This window comes from Flavobacterium plantiphilum (assembly GCF_046000495.1).
GTDB classification, from domain to species: Bacteria; Bacteroidota; Bacteroidia; order Flavobacteriales; family Flavobacteriaceae; genus Flavobacterium; species Flavobacterium plantiphilum.
In genome coordinates, this window is record NZ_JBELQA010000007.1 from 120,770 (window position 1) to 145,617 (window position 24,848).

Below are 24,848 nucleotides of genomic sequence, written 5' to 3' on the forward strand. Positions count from 1 at the left end.
AATCTGGGAATCTTATTTTTAAGGTATTTATCTCAGTAATAAGAAAATTGTTAGTAAAGAGGCTGCTACACTAAAAAGCTGTAACGGGTCTTTAATTAAACCACCGCTGTTTGCTTTAACTTTATTGGGTGATACGACTATCACGTCATTTTGTCTGATACGGTAGTTGGGGTCGGACATCCAGGAAGCACTGGTTAAATCAATGTGATAGACAATACGTTTTCCATCTAATTCCCTGATAAGTTTTACATCTTTTCGAACAGCAAAATAAGTAAGATCTCCCGCTAACCCAATGGCATCCAGAAGGCTAACAGACTCTTCACTAAAATTGATGACACCCGGTGATTTTACCTCTCCCAAAATGGTAAATTTATTATTAAGAACCCGTACAGATACAGTAGGGCTTACCAGATAACCTTCGCTTACTAAACGATCTTTTATATTATTTTCTAACTGTGAAGGTGTGATACCTGCTGCTTTTATTTCGTTTAAAACAGGCATGGTAATCGTTCCTTCAGGTGTAACTAAATAGCCTTTAAGTTTCATCATTTCTACAGAACTGTCTGCGTTATTGTTTGCTGAAGTTCTGTTAAAAGGAGCTGCAACCAAGGGATTCACATCGCCTACATCAATTTTTAAAATGTCGTTAGGCTGTATAGGAGTCATTGGATACTTTATTGCTGAATTCGAATATTCATCTAAATTCTGTAAATACAAGGTCTGTTTTCTTGTAGTACAGGACTGTAATAGCAATAAAAACAATAAAATTATTGGTAAGTGGCTTTTTTTCATGTTTATTAATGTTTAGTAGTGATTTTAGTTCGTTCTACAGAATAAAAAAAGAGTTCGTTTTATTCTAAGAAATGTTTATAAATCCGCCCAGATACTGTCTTAAGGCAATGGTTTTTTTTAGGAAAACAGTTTGAAAAGCCATTAATCCATGGTACTTGTATATTTTATAATCTTCATATAAAACCTCAAAAGCACGTTTAGCATTCGTACTCATCCCTCCCATTCTCATTTTAACAATGTAGTTATCAACATACATCATGTTTATTTTGTATTTATACAAATAGCGAAGTAAAAATTCTGTATCCGAAGCTATTTTAAAATCAAGATTATAAAGTCCGTATCGATCTATTACCGTTTTTTTTAAATACACGGTTGGATGCAAAGGCAGCCAGCCTCTTTTTATTTTATTAAGGCTAAAAATGCCACCTATTCTATTTCTTATAAGCCGCTCCTGTGTATCATTAGACACATAAATTCCATTGCCGTAAATCCCGTCAGCAGAATGGTATTGTTCAAAACCTGCCGCTATTTTACTAATCGTTTTCGAGTCATAAAATTCATCGTCAGAGTGCATCAGCCCGATTACTTCTCCGCTTGCTAAATTGATTCCTTTATTTATGGCATCATACATTCCTTTGTCTGGTTCTGATAGATATACGCTTATTTTATCTCTGTAAGATTCAATAATTTCTTTAGTCCCATCTGAAGAATTACCATCGATAATAATGTATTCTATATCATGATAATCTTGTTCCAATACACTTTTGATGGCTTGTTCAATAGTAGCTTTCCTATTGTAACACACGGTTATGACAGTTATTTTCATGATAATTAATTTTAAATTTTAGCAAAAAAAAGTGGATTCCTCCATTGAAAAAGAGAGAAGAGTAGTTGTAATAATAAGTTGTAATGAAAATGTTTGTTGGTTTACTAACCATTATTCACAAACAGAGAACTTGTTAGTTTTTTTGATTTTTTTTAGGCACTGCTAAATATTGAATTTTTCTGCAACAGGAAACAATATAATCCAAATCAGAAGTAACTTTTTCGCTATCAGTTGCTTTTTCACCTAATAAATAAAACCTTAAAATCCTGCTTTTCCTCATAATAAATACGCCTGTCAATGAAAAAAGAAAGATGAAAAATGTTACCAGTAATTTCACGGTTAAATCATAATATAAAATAATGTGGCCCTGACTAATGATAAATTCGAATATCTCCAGAAACAACACATGACTCAGATAGATTCCAAAAGTAGCCGAAGTTAATGCTGAGGGTAAACGAAACTGATCAAATAAACCAATGCATAATATTAATATTCCAAATGCCATAAAAGGAGAAATATAATTATACCCGAAAAAGCTAAATGAGAAAGGAATGATATTAAAAATTGTTGTCACCACTATAATGAGTGACCCCATGTATATATTTACAGCGTTTCTTTCATTGGCATTAAAAAATGTCGCTGAAAATGCAAGTGAGATGAACAACGGAATACCAACAAATATAAATCCCGTAGAAATAGCAAAAGAATTTTTCAAAATTCCAATTGTCAAAAAAACAACTACACATGACAAAATAACAATCGCCCAAAGCTTATTTTTAAGTTTACCTTTTAGCAATAAATAGATTGAAATGATGATGGCCTGCATCGAAAGCAGATTGGGAATAAAATAAAGTTGTACCGCACCATCTCCATAAAATAATACTCTCCAGAACACTACATTAGATGGTTCTCCGAAAAAAGCGGCTTTAATCAAACGCAGACTAACATAAATGATGGTCCAGGCCAGATAAGGGACTACTAATCTGTAAAAAATTTTGTTTACAATATTATTTACATCATCATCTTTTCTCTTTTTTAAACCAATAATTAAATAAAAAAGGGAAACGATATAAAAATAAGGGACTCTGAAACCGGCAAATAAACGTCCCACCATTTCAGCACTATCCGTATTACTTTGAACATGGATAGCAATTACACCAAATATTGCAAACACTCTAAACGCATCAATTGTACTGTTTCTTTTAATTAATTTTTCCATTTGTTTGTTTTAGAATTCCTGCAAAAAGCAAGATGTTTTTAATGAGCTTCCACCGCTTATAATTTTTTAAAACCTACCATCTGTTTTTCAGATATACTGCCGGATTTCCTTTGTAAATCCCATTTTCTGCTAAGCTCTGAGTAATCGTTGATCCGGCACATATGATAGTATCTGTCCCAATACTGACATTAGGTCCTATAAAAACATTTGCTCCCACCCAGCAACCGTTTTTTAAAACAATAGGTCCGTTTCTATAGGGCATGGAATGAATTTTGTAATCATGATTTCCACCACACAGGAAAGTTCTTTGACTTATACAAACATGATCACCGATAGTTAATAATTCGAAGTTTAATAAAAATGCTTCTTCCCCAATCCAAACGTGATTGCCTACCTTAAGTTTCCAGGGAAAATGTATGTTTACACGCGGTTTGATAATAACACCTTTTCCTATTTTTGCTCCAAAAAGTATTAACAAGCTGCGTTTAAAACCGGATGGGTAAGGAACAGGGCTAAGAAAAAAAAGCACTTTAACGGCATACCATAAAATCTCTTTTAATTTTCCTGTTCCGCGATTTAGTCCTTTTGATGCATCAAATTCATCTAATCTTACTCTGCTCAGCATTAGGCTTTGATTATATTATTTAAGGTTGAAACAAATATCTTAGACTGATTCCGGACATTAAATTTATCTTCAAAAGTCTGCTTGGCCTGAACACCTTTTTGTTTCAGTTTTGCAACAGGCAAGGCTGCTATTTCCTGAAGTTGTTGTTCTACAGCTGTAACCGTTAATTCTTCTAAAACCCATCCGCAGTTATCTGCTTTAATTTCTCTCCAGATATTAATATTTTTAGTTATCAGTACCGGTTTTTTACATGCCATTGCTTCAACAATTGCAATCCCGAAATTCTCCTGATGACTGGGTAATAAATAAGCCTGACAACCGTAAAAAGCACCCCATTTGGCCTTACCGGACAACATTCCTATGAAATGAATTTTAGAGTTATCTCTGGCCATTGCAATCATTTCTTCAGCATACGCTGAATTAGCAGGACCGGCTATAACTAAATCGGGAATATTTCTTGTTTTCAGGCATAGATTATTGTAAGCAGCGATTAAAAGATCTATTCCTTTTTTAGGATGTATCCGGCTTAGAAAAAGCCAATAATTATTTGGAACAGACGGGCTAAGCTGTTTAAATGCGGCCCTCATCTCAGCAGTCTCTTCAGGAGGATTAGGAATTCCGATTCCTACGTTAATTGCTAATTTTGGCTTATAACCTCTAAAAGTGGTACGCGCCAGATTTAACTCTTCCTCACAGGTAAAAAAGACAGCATCGGCAGCATTAATTGCTTTTTTTTCTGTCAGTCTCCATACTATTTCATTTCGTAATGCTTTCCATTTCCGGTCTGTAGCTTTTTGAAAATACGGATCCAGCATTCCATGAGGCATAATAATTACTTTAGGCAGTTTAGCTTGTGATTTTTTTATCTTTTTTATAGCCTTATACATTCCGTAATTTGCATATTGCCAGATACCATGAACAACGACAACATCATAATACTGTAATTTCTTTTGAAACCAGTCTACTAATACGGGGCTATACTGGTAACTGGTTTTACCTTTGCCTATTTTATATATATTAAAATTGTCTCTTACTCCATAATCCTGTCCTGCGGCATCAAGGCAAACAACATCATTCTTTACATTCAAAGACTCAAGATTAGGAATGATATTACGAATAGCCTGGGATGTTCCGCCTGAAAGAGGACTCATGGAGTTTATTACATGGAGTAGTTGCATGCTGGATGATTTTGGATGTTACTGACTGATTGGAAAAATCATTTTAATACTGAAACCTGTTTTTAATTCAGCAAAATTTGTTTGTATATTTTTTCTATGGCATTCACAAAACCCTGAGATGAGAATTCCTTTGAACGCAAAATCGATTTCTCAATCGCTAATCTATTTTGCTCCGGAGTTAACTGCATAACCTTTTCTAATTCTCTGGCGGCAATGGCTTTCCATTTTGTAAATTCTTCTGCCTGAAATACTTTTTTAGGTATATAAAAACCTGCATTTCCGGCTACTTCTTTCATCGGATTTTCATCAGTAGTAATTACCGGAGTACCCGCTGCCATTGCTTCTACTATTGGCCATCCAAAACCCTCATACAGAGAGGGAAAAAGCATTACAGAAGCGCCCTGATAAAAATGCTGTAACTGAAAATCATCAATATTGGTAATAAAATAAATAGATTTTGAAAATTTAGATTTTTCTTTAAACACAACTAATTCCGAAGAAGGAGATTCGCCCACTAAAACCAGAGGTACTTGTGTATTGTATTCCTGAGCCCACTGATCATAAATTTCGAGTACTCCTAATTTATTTTTATAGAAAGCATTTCCTCCTACATGCAGAATATATCCTTGCGATAAATCAATCCCAAATTTAGCCGTTAATAACTGGCGTATCACTGCTTTATTTTTTGCAGGTTCAATTTTTTGATTTAAACCATTGTAAACCACTTTTGAAAATTTAGGAGACTTTGTTAAAAAAGAGTGTAAATCAGTTTGTGTTTTAATTGAAATACTAATAAAATTTTCAGCCTTATTGTATCCCCAATGAATAAATTTTTGATAATACCTGCCTGTTATTCCAATCTTATTTTCTGCTAACGATCCATAAGCAGATTGCTGTGCCAAAAAATCATGACAATGTACCACATGCTTTCTTTTATGAACTAACGGTATCCAGGGCCCTAAAGCATTGTCGGCAAAAACAAATAAAGTATCGCTTGTACAACCAATTACTTTTAGTTTGGTTATCAGGGGAAATACAATATACTGATCCAGATAACCCAGCCATTTTTGCAAAAATGGTTTTCTCAAAGCCAGTTTAAAAAAAAATGCTTGAGGACTCCATACAATCACTTCGTGTCCTTTTTGAACCATGCCCTCACTTATCATCCGGGCAAATCGGGGCATACTTTGGTGAGCTAAAAAATCCGGATGAGTAAAAAGTATAATTTTCATCTAATTTATTTCTTTATCGCTGTTTATACTCGCTAGTAAAAGTCCTGAAACTATTATGGCTGCTCCCAGAATACTGGGTTGTGCCCATTGCCCCTGAGTGATGGCTAACAAGACAGTACCACAAAAAATTACAGGGAGGATATCATTGTTTTTTTTTAAAACTTTGATAGAAGATAAAAACAAATCAATAGATAAAAATAACCGTAAACCAATGAGTAAACCTCCAAAAATTAAGCCTTGCTCCCCCGCCAGCCTGCCTATTTCTCCTTCAGAAATTATAAAATGCCTGTTTCCATTCAGCATTTGGGCTCCAGCATTTGTCCCCATTCCCAGATTGCCTAAAAACAACGGTTTATCAAACAAATCCATGATGGGATCCTTGAAACTATCATACATTCTTAAGAAAATTGATTCTTTGATTGTTCCCCCCTGATTGGCATTATCTACACGGGTTAAAAAAACTTCAGTTCCCAAACTAAAAATAGATGTTGTACTGTTAAGGATAATAACGATTCCGACAAAAACTATAATAATCGAAAGAATTTTAAATAGTCTGGTTACACTCGTACTGGAACCCATTATAGAGAAAAAACCTACTACAAGAACTCCCATAACTGCACCACGGCTAATAGTAAGCGGCATCACAAAAATTAAAGCCAGTGTACTGCTAATCAATAAAAATTTGGAGCATTTTTCTTTAGACAACCAAAAATAAAAGATGTAAACAGCGGTTGCAATATAAAAACAGGACAAACCGGTAATGAAGGAAAAAGTTCCCGAAGGCCGACTATACCCCATTGCTCCCGAAAAACCGGAACTTCCCTCGCCTCCCAGACCTACATTTATATAAGCTGTTTGCGGACTGATAAATTGAAAGTAAACAATTACGGCCATTAATATGTTTGTCCACATAAAAAAGTAACCTGTCCGGAGTACGTCTTCTTTACTAAAAACAGCACCAATTATAAAAATTAATGGAAAATGAAGCAGCATAATTCGGGCTCCGTATAAACTAACAAATAAATTAGCGTGCCCAAAAGTTAACGTAATGGCTAAACTCAACAGGGTAAATACTGAACCTAAAACAACATACGGATTAAGAAATTTTACACCTGAATAAAAAGCCTGCACAATAATATAAATGGCAACAGGATCTCTTACCACCAATAATGGTGTAGCTAGTCCGGGTAAAATCCATTTGCGTAAAGCTCCTTCAAATATCCAAAGTATAAAGTAAAGCCAGATAGCTCCTTTGAGATAATTGTGGGATGGCGCAGTGGTTTCTTTTGTTAGATACATGTATTCTGATTTTTTATTGCCTGTAATGACGAAAGTGACTCAGCCATTTCCTGTCCATAAACAGACCAAGGTCTTGTTTTAGCTTTACTTTGAGCTGCAAGTCCAAATTGTTTTAGTATTTCCGGGGTTTCTAGAATCTGAAGAAATACTTCTTTTATAGCCACTGATGAAGCTGCAGGAACAATCCATCCATCGACACCGTTATTAATCAAATCAGGTCCGGCGGTGCGATCTGTTGTAATGACCGGAACTCCCTGAGACATTGCCTCTGTAATCACCAGTCCAAAGCCTTCGAAAAGAGAAGGAAAAACAAAAACATCATGCTCACGCATACAGGCTAATACCTGATCGTGGGATAACGAAGGAATCCAGTTGTGGGATTCTAAAGCATCATTCAAAGCAACACAATCAGGAATTGCTTTGTGTCCCACAACAGTCAACGTTATTTTATCCTGCAATCCGTTGACCGCATCAAACAAATAAGAAATTCCTTTTCGTTGAGACAGCCCTCCTACAAATAAAACTCTGAGTTTTCGTCCTTCAAGAGCGGTATATTCTTTCTTAATACTGACTTCAGGAAAACCATACGGAATTACCTTTATTTCTGCTAAACTACCGGAATAATCTTCTAAAGTTTTTTTTGTAAAACTACTGGCAACATAAATGACATCTGCTAAGGCCAGTTCCTGATCTTTTTGATTCAGCTTTGTTTTTGAATCGGTAAACCCTGTCAGCGTATCTGACCAATCAGGATTAATTTCGAATTCTTTTTCCATCAATAAGCGGGCACTTTTCCAATATCCTATAGGCAAATCATAAATGCAGCTAATGCCTAACTCTTTTGCTTTTGTAAAAGTTTTTAACGCTCCGTCCTCATAAGCATAAACAGCCTTTAATCCTTGTTTTTTTGATTTTGCTAAACTTCTGGCTACCCATTTATCCTGATTTTTATATACCTTATCAATGCAAAAAACTCCTTTTTCGTGTTTGATCAGATAATTTAATTTCAATTTTGAAGCTAGTAAACGTCCAAATTCCAAAAAAGATCTAGATAGTGTATAAGGTTTCCATGAAGCCGCTAATCTTCTTCTTTTTAAATCTTTCAGTTTAGGATTCTCTCCCAATTTAAATAAGAACTGTTCCTCAAAAATGGCGATGCATGTGAATAGTTTATATAAAATCTTATTTTTTAATAAACCGTTAATTAATGCCTTTGCATTTGCATTTAAGGTTGGATGTGAAAATAGTATCATTTTAGCCAGGCGTTATTTGCTGCAAGAAAATCACACGGATTGTAATCCAGCACATTAGTTCTTTTTTTTTCAATTTCTTTCGCAGGATTTCCTGTTACAATTGCATAATCACTGACATTTTTACTTACAACAGCTCCGGCTCCCACGATTGCCCCTTTACCAATAGTAACACCAGGCAGAATAATTGCATTAGTGGCTATCCATGCATAATCTTTAATAAGAACGGGAACTTTTTTATGGCGCCATAAGGGATCTGAAACATCATGTGAGGCGCTCAGAATTACTGTTCCGTCATTTATACAAACATATTTACCGATACTCACTTTTTCATGAAGAGCAATTTCTACTCTGCCTAGTGTCGTAAAGGCATCAATGGACAAATATTCCTTTTTGCCTTCGATTTTTGCAATTCCTATTTCGGCTGTTTCAGCTATTTTTGCACCCTTTTTTATGAGATTTTTTCTTCTGCTGCTGCTTTTAACTAATTCAGGAAAAGTTAGTAGCCGTTTAGCCCAGCAAATAAAAAAAGGTTTACTAAATAGATCAAACTGTACTCTGTTATTCCACAAATATTTTATACTCGCCATAAACTGATTCCTTATTTTCTTAATCCTTTTAAAAATTGTGATACAACTGATTCCAGTTTGTTTTCAGTAGATGCGATAAACTTTTTATCCAGAAATTCTTTTACTGACTCCTGATTCTTATAATTAATCAGATTTGAGAAACTTTGCTGATTAAACCCTTTCACATCCCAGTTTCTGGCTACACATAAAACAGGTATATGGTGATCAAACATAGCCATGAGACTGCCGCTTTTCTGATTTAAGATATAGGGAGTTGTAGAAATACCATAATGAGAATGTGACAAAAAATAACTGATTTCCTGATCAGTAACAAATCCTGTAATTTCAAAATTAATCTGATGTTTTTGGAGGACTTTTTTCCATTCTTCAATAGCGGTGCCGCAGTGACCTATAAAAATAAAATTTAATGATTTCTTATTTTTTGTTGTAGTAAGAACCTGCTTTAAATCCTCAATAAATTTCGTTACCGGTGCGCCGTAATGAATTGTTCCAAAAATACAGAACCTCAGCTCTTCAGCCTCTTCAGCGAATTCTTTAACTGTAACTGACTTTTTAATAATATTGCTGAACAAAGGCAGTATCGTTGCATCATATCCTAAATATGCCAGTTTAGATTGATATAAATGTGTTTGAGTACTAATTGTTATGCCGGAGTTAGTCCTCAACATTTTCAGAATTAAAAGTTTCTGTAAAAAACCAATAATCCTGTTTTTCAATGAAGCATTTACATCCATTCCGATCCATAGTTCATGAAACATAATATGCCATTGATGATTCCCTTTTATTTTTTTTAAAAAAGAAGGCAGCCAGAAAGGCAATCCTTTACGATTAAAACTATAGGGTACATATTGCAAAGAAATACAATCAGGCTGAAAGTCGTTTATAATATACTGTACCCATAACAACCGCTGCATATTTTCTACAGACCTGGGAATTCGGTGTGCCAATACAGCTGTTTTTTCGACAATTTGATTTTCACTGATATAAGCTTCCGCCTGCAGATCACACAAAGATAAAAGCTGAGCTTCATGTCCTAATTGAATTAATCTTGCACAAAAACGGCGGGTATAATCCCCCACTCCATCTTTGCCCGGAGCCGCAGATCCGCATAAAAAAAGTATTTTTATCATTCTTTACACTGTTACTTGTTTGTCTCTTCAGTTTTGCAGAATGTCATTTTCTGTAACCAATTTTTTTTGCGGGAACTCCGGCCCAGATTTCATAAGATGGCACTGATTTTGTAACCACTGATCCGGCAGCAACTATCGCTCCTTTTCCTATAATTACGCCTTTAAGTACCACTGCATTACAACCAATCCAGACATCCTCCTGTATTTCTATGGCTTGTTGTGAAGATTGCTGATTACGCATGATATGTTCTACAGAAGTGCCATGGTTGTGATCAATAAATCTGGAACCTGATGCAATCAAAGTATCTTTGCCTATTACAATTTTGCTTGTACAATTAAATTCACAACCCGATCCTATAAAAACATCATCAGCAATTTCAATTGAAAAACCTTCTTTCCAGATACCATCATATTTAAAATAGATATGGTGTTCCAGTATGCAATTATTCCCTATAGCAACCTGATGAGGCCAGGTAGTGTAAAGTTTAGGGATTACTGTTCCTTTTCCAATTCTCATTCCCTGTAAGCGATAGTAATTTTTTCTAAAAAAACTACTCATTTTCATCAAATAACGGTATCTGATTACAAAAAGAGATTGCTGGAAAAAATAACTGTTTTGCATTTATTTCTTATTTAATGGCTGCATATCAAACCACTTGATTTTTAATCTTAAAAATTCTGAAAAGAGTGTAATAAAGCAGCATTAGAGCTTGTGAGGACGCCACAACAATATTTAAATAAAGGACTCCTGATAAAGTAGAAACATCTATTAACTGTACTGCCACTATAAGCACTACAATCATAATGGAGATGTAAATAAGCGGATTTATAATCCATCCCCGGCTGTTGTTTAAACCAAAAATACATCCCTGAAAAAAAGTGATACATCCACCTATGATACTGAGTACTAATTCAAAATTCAGATTTTTATAATCTTTACCTAATATAGAAAGCAGTTCTTTCGAAAAAAAATCAGTAAAAGAAATAGCGAAAAGAGACAAAATAATGCATCCAATACTAACATAGAAGATTTTTTTTAAAAGTAAGCCGCTATCCTCTTTTAACTTAGCAAAATTGGGAACTATCAGCATACCAAAGATTACCGAAAACAAATTAAAAGCCATACTAAGTTTGCCTATTGCACCAATACTTGCCAGAGAATTTGTTGAACCGAAAATTGACAGAAGCCAGATTGTTATCTGACCTGAAATACAGAAAAATATAGTTTCCGGAAGCATTCTTTTTACAAAAAACAGGATTTCTTTTTTTACTTTTTCATCTGTTTTTTGTGTTGAATCGGCATTATTGTAAGCAATTTTTTTTAAATGAATATTTCCATAAATACGCGGAATTCCATTGGCTAATAACGCTATAAAGGTTACCGGAAATAAAAATACTAACAACACATTGAGCAAAAGCCGTCCCATAGCTACGATAACCTGATTCTTTTGTAACGGATGGATATCCTGATGCAATTTAGGTACAACCTCTAAAAGGGAATCAGACAAAGCGGCCAGAAATGCGGGTATAAGTGCGGCTACAATTAGCAGTGTGGTTACCCAGGAGGCTCCGTTATGTACTAATAAATAAACTAAAATTGGAGTGGCAACTAATAAACTCACTATTGCAAATTTCCGTCTTAATTCCAGTCCTGTTTCTAAAACCACACCTAACTTTTCTTTGTCCTCCCAAACTTTTGCTCCAATAGACATTATTCCTGTCGAGATTCCTCCGTTTGCCAGCATAATCATTGTTCCCAGCATGGTATTAGCTAATGTATACAGCGCATATTCCTGAGTAGACAAAAGTCTGATGATTAAAATTCCGCTTGCAAAACCTACCGCCTGAATAATTATCTGAGCTGATCCGGTGATGCTTATTTTTTTTCCCCATTGAAGTGTTTTATCATAATATTTATGGGATTTAATTTTTTGTAACATTTGGGTATTTTGTTTTCTATAATTATTTATACAAAATCGATAGCCAACAAAGGGTTGCCGGAACTTAATATTTAGATTTTTTATCAAAACTGTTTTAAATTATGGCTCTTTTTTGCATAAATTTTTTCATCCAGACTCTTCGTTTATCTTCCAATTCCATGTCTACATATTTACTTAAAAGATAAGAAAAACCTATACAACCTGTAAAGTAAAGGAATGCATAAATGATTTTAATACCGCCAGAGGCAGCCGTCTGAACCGCCAGAGAATAAATTTGTAATAATGGCCAGTGCAGCAGATAAACTACAAATGACATAGAAGAAAGCAAAGAATCTTTTTTAAAATCTTTAACCGGCTGTCTGATGTTATAAATAATAAAAGGTAAAATAACTACTGTTAGTACGCAGTTAAAAACTTCAGAAACAGAGTACCCTAAGAAGATATAGCGTTCTTCTTTATCTAACAAAATCATACGAAAATCTGTAAAAAAATGACTTACTACAATTAAGCTGATAACCAGCAGCAAAGCTATTTTTGCCCATTTATAATTCACCTTCAAATCCCAGAAATAGACTAAACCACCAAGTAAAAAATAAGGCAAATACAATAAAACAGAATCATATCCCGTAACTTTTGCTTTGAAATAAACTAAAATTACTACGACTAAACTGCTTATTATAAAAAAGGTAAAAAGTGTTTTTTTACTTTTTTGCAGCCAAACTAAAATTGGAGCTATAATGTAAAATTGTAATTCAACTGCCAGAGACCAGGCAGGAAGTATAAACCAGTACTTGTTTTTTATTCCGTTGCCTACAACAAAGAAATTAGAAACAAAATTAGAAATTACGCTATCTTTAGAATTTTCTAAAACCACTTCCCAAACTCCCGGCAGAATGATGTAACAGCTTAATGTGAAAAATAAAATCACCCAATACACAGGATATAATCTTAAAAACCTGCTTCTCAGGTACACCCAATAAGAATCATTAAATTTTAAATATTTTTCTGAATACATCTTAAAAATCCAATAACCGCTTAGTACAAAAAACATATATACCACGGCGTGACCAAAAGATATAAAGGAAACAGCATGAAATACCACAACTGTTAAAGCTAAAATAAGTCTGAAAGTTCCCGGAGAAATATTTACAATTTTTTTTAGCATTTTTTATTCAAAATAATTTAAGATTGTATAACCTCCTTCTTTCAGATATTGGTCTTTTCTCATCAGTTTTAAATCTGATTGCATCATGTCTTTTACCAGTTCTGCTAAATCGTATTTGCATTTCCAGCCCAGTTTAGTTTGTGCTTTTGTGGCATCACCTATTAGTAAATCTACTTCGGTAGGTCTGAAATATTCCGGGTCAACCGCCAGAACTTCTTTGCCTATTTCTACCTGATAATCAGGATCACTACAGGATTTTACATAGCCTTTTTCATCAATACCTTCCCCCTTAAATTCTAATTCAATCCCTACCTGAGCAAAACTCATGCGTACAAATTCGCGAACAGGAGTGGTTGTTCCCGTAGCTATTACCCAGTCTTCCGGTTCTTCAGCCTGTAGAATCATCCACATCATTCGTACATAATCTTTAGCATGCCCCCAGTCCCGTTTTGCATCCAGATTTCCTAAATACAATTTGTCCTGTAATCCTAAAGCAATTCTTGAGGTCGCTCTTGTAATTTTACGGGTTACAAAGGTTTCTCCACGAATAGGGGATTCATGATTAAATAAAATTCCGTTGCAGGCATACATTCCATAAGCTTCTCGGTAATTTACCGTAATCCAGAAAGCATACATTTTAGCTACTGCATAAGGAGAGCGTGGATAAAATGGTGTTGTTTCAGATTGCGGTACTTCCTGTACTTTTCCGTACAATTCAGAAGTTGACGCCTGATAAATGCGTGTTTTCTTTTCTAACCCTAACAAACGAACTGCATCTAAGAGTCTTAAAGTTCCTAAACCGTCAGCATTTCCGGTATATTCCGGAGTTTCAAATGATACGGCTACGTGACTCATAGCTGCCAAATTATAAATTTCATCAGGCTGAATTTCCTGTATCAGTCGCGTTAGATTTGTACTGTCAGTCATATCGCCATAATGCAAAATGAAATTTCGGTTTTCAACATGCGGATCCTGATACAAATGATCAATTCTGTCCGTGTTAAATAATGAAGAACGTCTTTTTAATCCGTGAACGATATAGCCTTTTTTAAGTAAAAATTCACTTAAATAAGCTCCGTCCTGACCTGTTACTCCCGTAATGAAAGCTGTTTTTTTTATCTGATTCATATCTTTAATATAAGGCACAAGGCATTTAGGCGAATAATCGCAAAAGTGTTAAAGTTTAAAGTTGTATTGTAATTTTAAACAGGAAAATTATAACCGGAACTCCGGGAATTTAAAATTCTTTTATTTTGAAATTTTCGATATTTTCCAAAAACCAGTCATAGGTTTTCTGAATACCGCTTTCTAAATTGACCCGATGTTTCCATCCGATACTGTGCATTTTGGAAACATCCATTAATTTGCGGGGAGTTCCGTCCGGCTTAGTGCTGTCCCAGACAATATCGCCAGTGTGACCTACAATCTTTTGAATCATCAGTGCTAATTCACTGATGGTTAAATCCTCTCCTGTACCTACATTGTAGAGATAATCAGGTAATTTATTTTCTAATGCAAAAACTACTGCCGCTGCCATGTCATCTACAAAAAGAAATTCCCGCATGGGTGTTCCGGTTCCCCAAAGCACTACTACGGCATTATTATTTTCTTTAGCTTCATGAAATTTACGAATCATTGCAGGTAAAACATGCGAACTTGTTAAGTCAAAATTATCATGAGTTCCATATAAATTTGTAGGCATCAGACTCACAAAATCTTTTTCGTATTGTTGACGTATAGCTTCACATAATTTCACACCGGTAATTTTTGCTAAAGCGTACCATTCATTAGTAGCTTCCAAAGGAGCAGTTAGTAGATACTCTTCTTTTAAAGGTTGTGGTGCTAATTTTGGATAAATACAGGAACTCCCTAAAAAAATGAATTTTTTTACTCCCAGATAATGGGCTTCGCTGATAAGGTTATTTTGAATTTGCATATTTTCCATTAGAAATTCATAGGGAAAATTATTATTGGCCAAAATACCTCCTACTTTTGCTGCAGCATCAATGATAACATCAGGATTTGTCTTTTGAAGGTATTTACGAACTGCTTTCTGGTCTCTTAAATCCAATTTTCTGCTTGAGATCCCATTAAGATTAACATAGCCCTCACTAGTCAGTTTTCTCCAAATGGCACTACCTACCATCCCTTTATGTCCGGCAATATATATTACAGAATTCTTATCAATCATTTTAAGACTATTTTATTTAAAATTAATTTAGAAATGCAATTACAACATCTTCATTATAAAGGTACTGGATTTTTAACAATTCCGGAATCCTTATAACAATGGTGAGGCAATAGATTCTAATTGTTGGTACACTTGTTTTACTTCCTGAGAATTTTCTTTTTGTAAAACCATTAAAGCATCAGCAGTATAAACCAGAATACAGTTTTTAACACCTATAAATGTGGTATGCATTAAGGTACCTATTACTATATTTTTATTGGTATCCATCGGATAATTTCTCTGAACTAAATAATCGTAGACAGATTCAAAGGAACCCAAATCAGACCAGGCAAAATGAGCCGGCACTACTTTTATATCTTTACTTCTTTCCATGACAGCATAATCTATACTTATTGATGGAATTTCTAACGACAGTTTATAATCTAAGAATCCGTTTTTACTGGATTCCCAGGCTTTTCTTGATGCCTGATAAACTTCAGGTTCCTGTTTTTGAAGCTCTTCTAAAAATTTTCCGGCTTTAAAACAAAAAAGTCCGCTGTTCCAAAAGTAATTTCCTTTTTTTAAGTATTTTGTCGCTATTTTATAATTTGGCTTTTCATGAAATGCAATTACATTTTCATTTTCAAATTCAATATAACCATATCCTGTTTCGGGTTTAGTAGGTTTGATACCAAATGTGACCAGATAATTCTCATTAGCCAGTTCAATTGCTTTTTCAAGAGCCTCATTATAAAATTTACCGTCTTCTATAATATGATCAGATGGTGAAATCAATAAAATATCTTCCGGATTGGAAGCAAAAGCGGCAAAAGCAATTGCAGCAGCAGTATTGCGGGGAACAGCTTCGACAATATGAGTAAAAGTGGTATCGAATTTTGCCATAATTGCATCGGTCATTTTATGATTTTCAATATTCCCCACAACTATAGTCTTAGTTGCAAAGCTTTGATTCCGGGTGACTGTTTTTTCAAAAAGTGATTCTCCGTCAAAGAGATCCAGATACTGCTTGGGCAGGCTTTTTCTCGAAAGAGGCCATAGTCGGCTACCAACTCCCCCGGTCAAAATTACGTTAGTTATAGTATTTGCTTTCATTATATAACTTTTAAGAGTTCATTTTGATATACTTCCTGACGCAAAGAAGTGCTGGAAAAACGATGATCCCGGGTATTAAAATACAATTCGATTCCTTTTTTTTCACAATAACTTCTTCCGGTAAAATCTCTCTCTTTATATTCATCTCCTACAATACGTAAATGAAGAGTAAAAGACTTTAAAATATCTTCTAAATCCTGCTCTGTTGCATAAGGTACAATTTCGTCAACAAACTTGCAGGCTTTAAGTTGTATATAACGCTCGACTACTGACTGAGTTGGTTTATTTTTTGTAGGACGGTCTATAGTCGGATCAGTTTGTAAACCCACTATTAAATAATCACAATGCTGTTTTGCTTCTTCAAGCATCTTAACATGACCCGCATGTAATAAATCAAAGGCACTAAATGTTATTCCGGTTTTCATCTTTTCGTTTTTTAAAAATTAAAAAATCATTTTTGGTACTTAGACTGTGAGAATAAAACCTGTTCCGGTTTTATATGATGTTATTTTGGAAATTGAATAAGGGTACCCCGTGAATAGTTACATTTTAACTATCCAAAAAAGAATTAAAAGTTGTAAAAAATTAAAAATTTACTTTTTAATTATTATTAAAGATTTAAATCTTACTGATATAAAAACAGAAATTTAAATCGTTGTTATCCTCTAAAAATTATAGTATGATAACAAGGGTAAAATTAGACTGATAAGAAATATTTAAAGTAAATATTTAGTGGTTATAAATCCTTAATCAGGAAAAAAAAATAGAAAAGCAATAAGCTAATTTCGGACGGTAAATTTATTTTAGCAATGTCTAACCCTAGTGTTTTCGGTTAAAAATACATTGACAGTCAACATATTAAACCATCTGTTACCAACAGACATCATTGTATAAATATCCTTCACCAGGCTAAATAAAATGAAACAGAACTTATAAATATAACAGTATGAAATGGTATGTAGTTTACACAAAACCCAAATGGGAAAAGAGAGCTTCTGAGCAATTAACTAAATTCGGAGTAAATTGTTATTGTCCCACTATTAAAAAAGTAAAACAAAGATCAGACAGAAAAATTAAGGTTGAAGTTCCTCTTTTTGATCATTATATATTTGTACAGCTGGCAGAAAAAGACAGAAATCTGGTATTTAATTCTCCCGGTATAGTCCGGTATTTATTTTGGCTCGGTAAGCATGCAGTAGTTAAAGATAAAGAAATTGAAACTATTAAAGAATGGCTTAAGCATGGAGATACCGCCAAAGAAATATCGGTTATGCAATATCAGATAGGTGACAAAATACATCTGAACTCAGGTCCTTTTTGCAAACAGAATGCTGTTGTGAAAGATATAACAAAAACACATTATGTTTTGATTTTAGAATCTTTAGGATATGTTTTAAAAGTAAAACACCTTTAAAGAATTAGTATTTTATAGATTGCTTTTTGATGTATTAAAATAAGAGTTTATTCAAAAGCAGAGAAATGCATTTAATCGGTTTTATATGCTTTTTGTCGATAAATTAATTACTTTTCATACAAATAAAATAATTTTATTAAAAATTAATATTGATGATAATAATGTAGTGTTATTGTATTTTTTTACAATATTTCCCAAAACAAAACGTTATATAGATGTTTTTTATGCAAAATTATTATTAATAATGTTTTAACGTAAAATTTACAAACGTCAATAAAATATTTTTATAGTAAAGAGTATAAAGAGCTGAATTTATAAAATAAAAGCAGCAGTTTTTTTGTTTTAAAATTAATTTATATATCAAGCAGTAATTGCAGCTAATAAATTGTTTTTTATGAATAGGAAAGTATACGAAAATATTAGAAAAATAAGAGAATTAAAAAACTTAACCCGAGAGTATGTAGCAGCAGAACTGAAAATGAGTCCCAGTGGGTATGGTAAAATTGAAAGAGGTGATGTCGATTTAACCGTTTCTAAACTAATGGAAATTTCAAAAGTTCTGGATGTTTCAACAGAATTTATATTCAAATTTGATGTATCGCTATTTTTTGATGATACAAAATAGATTCTGAAAATGCCCAGAACGGTTAGTTTTTAAATTATTCAATACATAAAATTGTTCAGTTAATAACTAAATAAAATTTAGTATTAAAAAATTAAGGCCATGAAAAATTACTATTCAAAGATTAAAGAGTATCGGTTAATGAATAATCATACTCAGGAATATATAGCCATTCAAATGGAAATAAGTGTAAAAAAATATAATAATATCGAAAGAGGAATTGATGATCTGAAATTATCAAAACTGGATAAACTAGTTAAGATTCTAGGAATCAAAAAAAGTGAAATTTTTAAATTAGATAATTAAAACAATAATTCATAAGTCACCAAAACTGGTGTTTTTTTTAAAGAATTTATTGTTTTAATGAGTCACTAAGAGCTGAGGATAAGGATTTGGTTTAGAGTCAATAATTACAGTTGGTTTTCCAGAATTAACATTTACCAGAGTCTTATTAAAACCTGAGTTGGAAAGCATATTGCTATTAACAATCATACCTGAATTAAAAGTTCCTACCTCTCCTGTTATTGTGGAATTACTGATAAAGGCAGTGGATGAAAAAGTCTTAAATAAACTAGAATGATCCAGTAGTTTACAGCCTTCTAAATAGGCTCCATATAATTTAAAAGTAGCATTGGTAGTATTCTTATCAAACAAGCAGGAATAAAATTCAACTTTTGATTCTCCGCCTATTACATAATCTCCACTGCTGTTTGTAAAATTACAATTGGCAAATAGTGGTGAAACATAATTTCTCATTTCGGCAACAATTTTATTATTATCAAAACTGCAATCTATCCACGCATTTAAATTGGATCCTCTGAATGATAGTAAACTCAGTGCTTTGGTATTATTAATCCATTGGCATTTGTAAAAAACAACCTTATCCATAAACATCATTGTTGCTGCTTCTCCTACTCCTTTATAAAGCGGATCAACCTCCTGAAAGAAACCAATAGCTGTGTTTACAAAACTCACGTGTTCTATAAAATTGTTATCAAATCCATAAAACTTATCTAAATGAATACCATAATTCTGGTTTCTAAAAACCAAATGTCTAAAGATACAGGCACTCACTGAAATCTGAGAGCCGTTTAATGGATGTATTCTAAGACCTGTACTACCACCCTGAAGAGTCAAATTTGACAGATAGAACTTAACCTCACCTTTGGTATTTTCTCCTGTAATAAGCGGAAAATCATCTTTTAAACCTACAATGGCGGTTTTACCGGTTCCTTTACCTATAATTCCCTGATTACTCCTGATGGTTAATGTAGAGCCTATATAATAAATACCTTCTTCTAATTCAGCAATGTTATTAGTGTTGATCAGATTCTGGATATATGCCGCCTGATCTGTTTTTCCGGCTCTGTTTGCCATCCAGTTGTCGCCTGCAGGGTTGGGAACGGCTTCAAAAACAGGTCTTTCCCAAGGTTTTTTCTGAGTTCCTGAAATAGTACTGCTGAGTTTATTTATTGTAGAAATATCGGTTATAGTACCGCTGATATCCACACCGTTTAAAGAAATATTTTTAGAATTAAAATAAGCTTTAAAATCAAATCTTGCATTTGTTTCGTCGGTATCATAATCTTCCGAATTACTGTCTATCAGAAACATATTCGTATTTCCCCGTAAAATACTTTTTTTAGCTGCTTTAGAACTGATATATTTTCTTGAAATGGAGACATTCTCAGCTGCAATATCAAAAACAGGTGTTGGCGTAGCAGTTAAATTTCCTCCTGAAATAGAAGCAATTTTAACGTCTCCCATATTTTTCATTTCTATTAACGGTTTATTACTGTAATTATACCAGTTCCAACTCTCTGAATCCACTCCAACCCAGGTTAAAGTTTTGAGATTATCAATTTCAGCTCCATTACCGCCGGGAGTGAGCATGTTAATCCACAATTGTACATTTCCATAACTGGGAGTACTGCTATTGCCCTTCATTATTATTTGCGGATAATACGCATGAATACGGTGCTTAATTATTTTATTGTTTCTAAAATATCCGGAATTACTCATATCCCAGTTTAAAACACATCTTGAAAGGTTAATAAAAATATTATTTTCAATAATACCTCCCACTGAACGTATTACAGAAGATTCTATGTTTTTAAATTCAGAATTGCTTATTGCTGATCCTGCTTGAAAGTTAATTCCGCCTGATGAAATAATATTATGGATTTTTACATTAGTAGTCCCCGATGCAATAGTTATATTAGAAACTTTCGTCAATGAAAGATGTCCGTAAAGCCTTTGATTGCTGTGCAAAACTATATTTACTCCCGAATAATCTCCTTTTTCTAATCGTACAGAACCATATCTGTCTAAAGCTGCCTGAATACTCATTTTTTGTGTGACAGGTAATAAAAAGGCATTAAAATATTCAATTTCTTCACGTTGATTAGTACTCATTTCTGATGAAGCCGGAGCTTTATCCGGAACCTCATCTATGGCATACTGATAATTTTGTGAAAAAACTGCCGTTGAAAAGAATAAAAAGAAAATTAATTTTTTCATTGTCCTGATATTATATAGGAATTCGAATCTGTTTTTCTCAGAAAACCAAATCGTACATTTCCTGTACTACTACTAAATACTGCTTTTCCATTTTCATTATAGTTTATCTGAACTCCCGGAGATGCCTGTATGGTTAAAACAGCACCATTGTGAGCTTCTAAATTAATGGTATCGCCATTCAGCATATTTTCAAATCCGTTGGTCAAAGTTAATGTAGCAGATGAAGTACATTCAATGGTATTGTTTATATCTGAATCAGCAACGTTTCTGGAAGAGTTAAATATAACAATTTTAGCTTTATAAGGATTAATGTTATCCGTAGATATTAACCTTTCCGCCGTTTTAGCATGTAATGCATAAGGAACACTCAACAGTTGTGTAACTCCTATGAGGTTATAATTAGTTCCACCGCTTGCATCTACCTGTGTTTCTATAAAAAAGGGTCCTTTTTCCCAGGGTATATTTGCAAAACTCCCGCTAATATTGTTCCCGGTTCCTATTTCAACAGAAATAAGTCCATTATTATTGGTATACACAGCATGTGTTTCCTGAAACACAGTAGTACCTTTTGCTGAATTTTGATGAATAATAATTGAAAGACTTATTTTAGAATTAACAATCAGACTATTATCCTGCCCCCTTATAATCGCCTGATAGCTTATTTTTTCCGGTGACTGAGCCCATATACTAACTGCAAAAATTAAAAAAAACAATAGGTTAATTATAAATTTCATTACTTTATTTTTTAATTATTTTGAACGTTTTTAAAAGTTTATTATTCTGATAAACCTGAAGCAGATAAAGTGAAGGCATTAAATCATTTAAATATATTTTACTTACTTCCTGACTGATGTTACCTTGCTTTAAAAGCATCCCGTGGAGATTAAAAATTTTATAACTTATTAATTCTTTTTCTAAAGCAAGTTCTACTGTAGTTAAATAAATAAAATCCTTTGCTGGATTGGGAAAAACAAACATTAGTGTCTTAGGCAGAATACTCTCATTTTTAGTACTTAGAGTTTCTTTAACTTCTGCTTGCTGAACTCCCTGAGCTACATTAAAATCAGCTGTTTCAAAACCGGCATAAAATAACTGCCCCACAGAATAAGAAACGCTGCCACTACTTGTTGTTATATTACTTCCTGTGGTACTAAATGATTCCATCCTGCGATTAGAATCCGTGACAGTATTTTGGGTCATACCCTTGTAAGAAAAAAGCAGGATTAAAACGATAAGATTAAAATCTTTAAAACTAAGATGCTTCACCGGATTCTTTATTTGCAACAAAAATATTTAAAAACCAAACATAATCGACATAATAAAACAAAAATACGATGAAAAACATATATTTTTAACACATAGACATATTAACTTACATAAATAAAAGTGTGATTTTAAAAAATTCCGGGAGTGAATATCTTTAAATTTACAAGCTTATTTTTCTTAGGATGATTTTAGTTTATATATTTATTAAATACATTTGTAAGGAGAAGTCAAAACTCTTAAAATGCTATCAAAATAAAATAATATGCAAAATATCCCCAGCGTTGATTTAAATGATTTTCTTTCAGAAAATCCTGTACGCAAACAAAAATTCGTTGACGAAATAGGAAATGCTTTTGAAAATATTGGTTTTGTTGCTTTAAAAGGTCACTTTCTGGATCAGCAATTAGTAGAAGAATTATACCAGCAGATTAAAACTTTTTTCAGCCTGCCATTGGAGACTAAAAAAAAATATGAATTTCCGGAAAATGGTGGCCAACGAGGCTATGTTTCTTTTGGAAAAGAACATGCCAAAGGCAGAAAAGAAGGGGATTTAAAAGAATTTTGGCACTTTGGTCAATATGTATCCAAAGATTCAAAATATGCTTCTGAATATCCTGAAAATATAAATGTAACAGAATTACCCCTATTTAACTCAATAGGAAAAGAAGCATACCAGATGCTTGAAAAAACAGGAATTTATGTCCTTCGTGCATTGGCTTTACGATTGGGGCTTAACGAATTTTATTTTGATAATTATGTCAAAGAAGGAAATTCCATCTTAAGACCTATTCACTATCCGCCCATTACTTCAGAGCCTGAGAATGCAATTCGAGCAGCTGCTCATGGTGATATTAACCTGATTACTCTTTTAATGGGGGCTCAGGGCAAAGGACTTCAGGTTCAAAACCACGATGGAGAATGGATTGATGCTATAGCCAAACCCGATGAATTAGTCATAAATGTGGGAGATATGTTGTCAAGACATACTAATAATCAATTAAAATCGACCATACATCAGGTTGTTAATCCCCCAAGAGAATTATGGGGTACTTCCCGCTATTCAGTGCCCTTTTTTATGCATCCTGTAAGTGATATGCCGCTGGATTGTCTTGAGAATTGTATTGACGCACAAAATCCAAAACAATTTGAAAATATAACAGCAGGAGATTTTCTGTACGAACGATTAGTCGACTTAGGATTGATTAAAAAATAACTCCGATAAATTGATTTAACATAAAAAATTATGGACTTACAAGACCAGTTAAAAAACTTATTTCCAGACCATGTTCCAACCAATGAGCCTGAAAAAAATGAGGATTCTCCACACAAATTATTCGTTCAAAAAGAACCTTTGATTTGTAAATTTGAAAAAAGAAAAGGAAAAGTTACAACTATAATAGAAGGTTACGAAGGCGATGATGAGGATTTTAAAATTCTTGCTAAAGAAATCAAAACCAAATTAAGTGTGGGCGGAACTTTCAAAGAAGGAGCTATCATTATTCAGGGAGATTATCGTGATAAAATCATGAAAATTTTACAGGAAAAAGGGTTTAAAACTAAACGTGTTGGAGGCTAAACAATATTCAGTTAAACAGAACTTAGCATCTTAGTAACTCAGCAACTCAAAAAAGAATGATAGCAGCATCAGAATTAATTCTAAATCCCGATGGAAGTATTTACCACCTCAATCTCAAACCTGAGAATATCGCACAGGATATTATTTTTGTAGGTGATCAGGATCGGGTGGAGAAAGTCACAGCGTATTTTGAATCCATTGAATTTTCCACTCAAAAAAGAGAATTTAAAACACAGACGGGAATTTATAAAGGCAAAAGAATAACGGTAATTTCAACCGGAATTGGTCCTGATAATATTGATATTGTTATGAACGAACTGGATGCCTTAGTCAATATCGATTTTGCCACCCGAAAAACAAAAGAAAAACTGTATCCCTTAAATATTATCCGAATAGGAACATCGGGTTCTTTGCAGTCATCTGTTCCTGTTGACAGTTTTGTGATGAGTCAATATGCTGTAGGTCTGGACAATATGCTTCACTCCTATTGTATTGACAGTATTTCAAATACTGAAATCGAATCTGCTTTTATCGAACAGACAAACTGGGATTTACAAAAAGGAAAACCTTATGTAATTCGCTGCTGCAAAGCGCTGGAAGACCAATTTTGTTCCATTGAATTCCAAAAAGGTTTTACCGCTACTTCCGGGGGATTTTACGGTCCGCAGGGACGTGTTTTACGTTTAAAAATTCAGGATCCTGATTTGAACAGAAAAATGGATCAATTTAGTTTCAACGGAATGCAAATTACCAATCTCGAAATGGAAACTGCTGCTATTTACGGATTAGCAGCGCTTTTAGGGCATCATGCTATTTCGCTCAACGCCATTGTAGCTAATCGTGCCGATGGGACATTTAGTGAAAATCCACATGAAACTATTGATAAATTAATTCGTTATGCTTTATATAAATTGATTTAGC

Annotated in this window: 26 protein-coding genes; 6 read left to right on the top strand and 20 right to left on the bottom strand. The window is 33.6% G+C overall.

Annotated elements, in window-relative coordinates; genetic code table 11:
* Positions 1–27: 27 nt before the first annotated feature.
* The 17 genes from ABS764_RS12980 to ABS764_RS13060 form a co-directional block, all read right to left on the bottom strand.
* Positions 28–792 (bottom strand): polysaccharide biosynthesis/export family protein, encoded by a 765-nt coding sequence (locus ABS764_RS12980; RefSeq protein ID WP_408082231.1) that lies wholly within the window; start codon positions 790–792, stop codon positions 28–30.
* 64 nt (positions 793–856) lie between these two features.
* Positions 857–1,618: a glycosyltransferase family 2 protein gene (locus ABS764_RS12985; protein WP_408082232.1), complete on the bottom strand. Its 762-nt coding sequence runs from the start codon at positions 1,616–1,618 to the stop codon at positions 857–859.
* 133 nt (positions 1,619–1,751) lie between these two features.
* Positions 1,752–2,837, bottom strand: a complete 1,086-nt coding sequence (locus ABS764_RS12990; protein ID WP_408082233.1) for an acyltransferase family protein — start codon at positions 2,835–2,837, stop codon at positions 1,752–1,754.
* Positions 2,838–2,910: 73 nt separating this feature from the next.
* A complete protein-coding gene (locus tag ABS764_RS12995; RefSeq protein WP_408082234.1) occupies positions 2,911–3,462 on the bottom strand; it encodes a WcaF family extracellular polysaccharide biosynthesis acetyltransferase in 552 nt (183 codons plus the stop codon).
* Positions 3,462–4,640: a glycosyltransferase gene (locus ABS764_RS13000; protein ID WP_408082235.1), complete on the bottom strand. Its 1,179-nt coding sequence runs from the start codon at positions 4,638–4,640 to the stop codon at positions 3,462–3,464. Before ABS764_RS13000 ends, ABS764_RS12995 begins: the two co-directional genes overlap by 1 nt.
* A gap of 62 nt (positions 4,641–4,702) precedes the next feature.
* The gene (locus ABS764_RS13005; protein WP_408082236.1) at positions 4,703–5,872 is read right to left on the bottom strand and encodes a glycosyltransferase; all 1,170 of its coding nucleotides are present in this window, start codon (positions 5,870–5,872) and stop codon (positions 4,703–4,705) included.
* Positions 5,873–7,171: a hypothetical protein gene (locus ABS764_RS13010; RefSeq protein WP_408082237.1), complete on the bottom strand. Its 1,299-nt coding sequence runs from the start codon at positions 7,169–7,171 to the stop codon at positions 5,873–5,875. It lies immediately after the preceding gene.
* Complete coding sequence (locus ABS764_RS13015) at positions 7,162–8,424, bottom strand: glycosyltransferase family 4 protein (protein ID WP_408082238.1); 1,263 nt, start codon at positions 8,422–8,424, stop codon at positions 7,162–7,164. Before ABS764_RS13015 ends, ABS764_RS13010 begins: the two co-directional genes overlap by 10 nt.
* Entirely contained in the window at positions 8,421–9,011 is a 591-nt protein-coding gene (locus tag ABS764_RS13020; RefSeq protein ID WP_408082239.1) for an acyltransferase, read from the bottom strand. The genes ABS764_RS13015 and ABS764_RS13020 overlap by 4 nt, the downstream gene beginning before the upstream one ends.
* A gap of 11 nt (positions 9,012–9,022) precedes the next feature.
* Positions 9,023–10,141 (bottom strand): glycosyltransferase family protein, encoded by a 1,119-nt coding sequence (locus ABS764_RS13025; protein ID WP_408082240.1) that lies wholly within the window; start codon positions 10,139–10,141, stop codon positions 9,023–9,025.
* Positions 10,142–10,184: 43 nt separating this feature from the next.
* Positions 10,185–10,763, bottom strand: a complete 579-nt coding sequence (locus ABS764_RS13030; RefSeq protein WP_408082241.1) for an acyltransferase — start codon at positions 10,761–10,763, stop codon at positions 10,185–10,187.
* 25 nt (positions 10,764–10,788) lie between these two features.
* Positions 10,789–12,081 (bottom strand): MATE family efflux transporter, encoded by a 1,293-nt coding sequence (locus tag ABS764_RS13035; RefSeq protein ID WP_408082242.1) that lies wholly within the window; start codon positions 12,079–12,081, stop codon positions 10,789–10,791.
* A gap of 94 nt (positions 12,082–12,175) precedes the next feature.
* On the bottom strand, positions 12,176–13,246 hold the full coding sequence (locus ABS764_RS13040) for an acyltransferase family protein (RefSeq protein WP_408082243.1): 1,071 nt from the start codon (positions 13,244–13,246) through the stop codon (positions 12,176–12,178).
* 3 nt (positions 13,247–13,249) lie between these two features.
* The gene (gene gmd / locus ABS764_RS13045; protein WP_073246672.1) at positions 13,250–14,374 is read right to left on the bottom strand and encodes a GDP-mannose 4,6-dehydratase; all 1,125 of its coding nucleotides are present in this window, start codon (positions 14,372–14,374) and stop codon (positions 13,250–13,252) included.
* A 109-nt stretch (positions 14,375–14,483) separates the two neighbouring features.
* On the bottom strand, positions 14,484–15,437 hold the full coding sequence (locus tag ABS764_RS13050; RefSeq protein WP_408082244.1) for a GDP-L-fucose synthase family protein: 954 nt from the start codon (positions 15,435–15,437) through the stop codon (positions 14,484–14,486).
* Between the two features lie 90 nt (positions 15,438–15,527).
* Positions 15,528–16,529, bottom strand: coding sequence for a mannose-1-phosphate guanylyltransferase (locus tag ABS764_RS13055; protein WP_408082245.1), 1,002 nt, complete (start codon positions 16,527–16,529; stop codon positions 15,528–15,530).
* On the bottom strand, positions 16,529–16,954 hold the full coding sequence (locus ABS764_RS13060) for an adenylyltransferase/cytidyltransferase family protein (RefSeq protein WP_408082246.1): 426 nt from the start codon (positions 16,952–16,954) through the stop codon (positions 16,529–16,531). Before ABS764_RS13060 ends, ABS764_RS13055 begins: the two co-directional genes overlap by 1 nt.
* A 521-nt stretch (positions 16,955–17,475) precedes the next feature.
* Here ABS764_RS13060 and ABS764_RS13065 point away from each other — a divergent pair.
* The 3 genes from ABS764_RS13065 (at position 17,476) to ABS764_RS13075 (ending at position 18,871) form a co-directional block, all read left to right on the top strand.
* A complete protein-coding gene (locus ABS764_RS13065) occupies positions 17,476–17,943 on the top strand; it encodes a UpxY family transcription antiterminator (RefSeq protein ID WP_408082247.1) in 468 nt (155 codons plus the stop codon).
* A gap of 394 nt (positions 17,944–18,337) precedes the next feature.
* The gene (locus ABS764_RS13070) at positions 18,338–18,568 is read left to right on the top strand and encodes a helix-turn-helix transcriptional regulator (RefSeq protein ID WP_408082248.1); all 231 of its coding nucleotides are present in this window, start codon (positions 18,338–18,340) and stop codon (positions 18,566–18,568) included.
* A 99-nt stretch (positions 18,569–18,667) separates the two neighbouring features.
* Entirely contained in the window at positions 18,668–18,871 is a 204-nt protein-coding gene (locus tag ABS764_RS13075; RefSeq protein ID WP_408082249.1) for a helix-turn-helix transcriptional regulator, read from the top strand.
* A 54-nt stretch (positions 18,872–18,925) separates the two neighbouring features.
* Here ABS764_RS13075 and ABS764_RS13080 read toward each other — a convergent pair whose 3' ends face one another.
* The 3 genes from ABS764_RS13080 to ABS764_RS13090 are packed head-to-tail and all read right to left on the bottom strand — an operon-like array spanning position 18,926 to position 22,285.
* Entirely contained in the window at positions 18,926–21,085 is a 2,160-nt protein-coding gene (locus ABS764_RS13080) for a hypothetical protein (protein ID WP_408082250.1), read from the bottom strand.
* Complete coding sequence (locus ABS764_RS13085; RefSeq protein ID WP_408082251.1) at positions 21,082–21,819, bottom strand: hypothetical protein; 738 nt, start codon at positions 21,817–21,819, stop codon at positions 21,082–21,084. The genes ABS764_RS13080 and ABS764_RS13085 overlap by 4 nt, the downstream gene beginning before the upstream one ends.
* Positions 21,820–21,823: 4 nt before the next feature.
* Positions 21,824–22,285, bottom strand: a complete 462-nt coding sequence (locus tag ABS764_RS13090) for a T9SS type A sorting domain-containing protein (RefSeq protein ID WP_408082252.1) — start codon at positions 22,283–22,285, stop codon at positions 21,824–21,826.
* A gap of 328 nt (positions 22,286–22,613) precedes the next feature.
* On the opposite strand from ABS764_RS13090, the gene ABS764_RS13095 reads away from it, so the two are divergent.
* The 3 genes from ABS764_RS13095 to ABS764_RS13105 are packed head-to-tail and all read left to right on the top strand — an operon-like array spanning position 22,614 to position 24,847.
* Positions 22,614–23,564, top strand: coding sequence for an isopenicillin N synthase family dioxygenase (locus ABS764_RS13095; RefSeq protein ID WP_408082253.1), 951 nt, complete (start codon positions 22,614–22,616; stop codon positions 23,562–23,564).
* A gap of 30 nt (positions 23,565–23,594) precedes the next feature.
* Positions 23,595–23,927, top strand: coding sequence for a translation initiation factor (locus ABS764_RS13100; protein ID WP_408082254.1), 333 nt, complete (start codon positions 23,595–23,597; stop codon positions 23,925–23,927).
* A gap of 56 nt (positions 23,928–23,983) precedes the next feature.
* Positions 23,984–24,847, top strand: a complete 864-nt coding sequence (locus ABS764_RS13105; RefSeq protein ID WP_408082255.1) for a nucleoside phosphorylase — start codon at positions 23,984–23,986, stop codon at positions 24,845–24,847.
* Position 24,848 lies beyond the last annotated feature (1 nt).

Bases quoted from the DNA above. Each gene is read 5' to 3' on its own strand.
- ABS764_RS12980 (WP_408082231.1), bottom strand. From the start codon at position 792: ATGAAAAAAAGCCACTTACCAATAATTTTATTGTTTTTATTGCTATTA.
- ABS764_RS12985 (WP_408082232.1), bottom strand. From the start codon at position 1,618: ATGAAAATAACTGTCATAACCGTGTGTTACAATAGGAAAGCTACTATT.
- ABS764_RS12990 (WP_408082233.1), bottom strand. From the start codon at position 2,837: ATGGAAAAATTAATTAAAAGAAACAGTACAATTGATGCGTTTAGAGTG.
- ABS764_RS12995 (WP_408082234.1), bottom strand. From the start codon at position 3,462: ATGCTGAGCAGAGTAAGATTAGATGAATTTGATGCATCAAAAGGACTA.
- ABS764_RS13000 (WP_408082235.1), bottom strand. From the start codon at position 4,640: ATGCAACTACTCCATGTAATAAACTCCATGAGTCCTCTTTCAGGCGGA.
- ABS764_RS13005 (WP_408082236.1), bottom strand. From the start codon at position 5,872: ATGAAAATTATACTTTTTACTCATCCGGATTTTTTAGCTCACCAAAGT.
- ABS764_RS13010 (WP_408082237.1), bottom strand. From the start codon at position 7,171: ATGTATCTAACAAAAGAAACCACTGCGCCATCCCACAATTATCTCAAA.
- ABS764_RS13015 (WP_408082238.1), bottom strand. From the start codon at position 8,424: ATGATACTATTTTCACATCCAACCTTAAATGCAAATGCAAAGGCATTA.
- ABS764_RS13020 (WP_408082239.1), bottom strand. From the start codon at position 9,011: ATGGCGAGTATAAAATATTTGTGGAATAACAGAGTACAGTTTGATCTA.
- ABS764_RS13025 (WP_408082240.1), bottom strand. From the start codon at position 10,141: ATGATAAAAATACTTTTTTTATGCGGATCTGCGGCTCCGGGCAAAGAT.
- ABS764_RS13030 (WP_408082241.1), bottom strand. From the start codon at position 10,763: ATGCAAAACAGTTATTTTTTCCAGCAATCTCTTTTTGTAATCAGATAC.
- ABS764_RS13035 (WP_408082242.1), bottom strand. From the start codon at position 12,081: ATGTTACAAAAAATTAAATCCCATAAATATTATGATAAAACACTTCAA.
- ABS764_RS13040 (WP_408082243.1), bottom strand. From the start codon at position 13,246: ATGCTAAAAAAAATTGTAAATATTTCTCCGGGAACTTTCAGACTTATT.
- gmd (WP_073246672.1), bottom strand. From the start codon at position 14,374: ATGAATCAGATAAAAAAAACAGCTTTCATTACGGGAGTAACAGGTCAG.
- ABS764_RS13050 (WP_408082244.1), bottom strand. From the start codon at position 15,437: ATGATTGATAAGAATTCTGTAATATATATTGCCGGACATAAAGGGATG.
- ABS764_RS13055 (WP_408082245.1), bottom strand. From the start codon at position 16,529: ATGAAAGCAAATACTATAACTAACGTAATTTTGACCGGGGGAGTTGGT.
- ABS764_RS13060 (WP_408082246.1), bottom strand. From the start codon at position 16,954: ATGAAAACCGGAATAACATTTAGTGCCTTTGATTTATTACATGCGGGT.
- ABS764_RS13065 (WP_408082247.1), top strand. From the start codon at position 17,476: ATGAAATGGTATGTAGTTTACACAAAACCCAAATGGGAAAAGAGAGCT.
- ABS764_RS13070 (WP_408082248.1), top strand. From the start codon at position 18,338: ATGAATAGGAAAGTATACGAAAATATTAGAAAAATAAGAGAATTAAAA.
- ABS764_RS13075 (WP_408082249.1), top strand. From the start codon at position 18,668: ATGAAAAATTACTATTCAAAGATTAAAGAGTATCGGTTAATGAATAAT.
- ABS764_RS13080 (WP_408082250.1), bottom strand. From the start codon at position 21,085: ATGAAAAAATTAATTTTCTTTTTATTCTTTTCAACGGCAGTTTTTTCA.
- ABS764_RS13085 (WP_408082251.1), bottom strand. From the start codon at position 21,819: ATGAAATTTATAATTAACCTATTGTTTTTTTTAATTTTTGCAGTTAGT.
- ABS764_RS13090 (WP_408082252.1), bottom strand. From the start codon at position 22,285: ATGACCCAAAATACTGTCACGGATTCTAATCGCAGGATGGAATCATTT.
- ABS764_RS13095 (WP_408082253.1), top strand. From the start codon at position 22,614: ATGCAAAATATCCCCAGCGTTGATTTAAATGATTTTCTTTCAGAAAAT.
- ABS764_RS13100 (WP_408082254.1), top strand. From the start codon at position 23,595: ATGGACTTACAAGACCAGTTAAAAAACTTATTTCCAGACCATGTTCCA.
- ABS764_RS13105 (WP_408082255.1), top strand. From the start codon at position 23,984: ATGATAGCAGCATCAGAATTAATTCTAAATCCCGATGGAAGTATTTAC.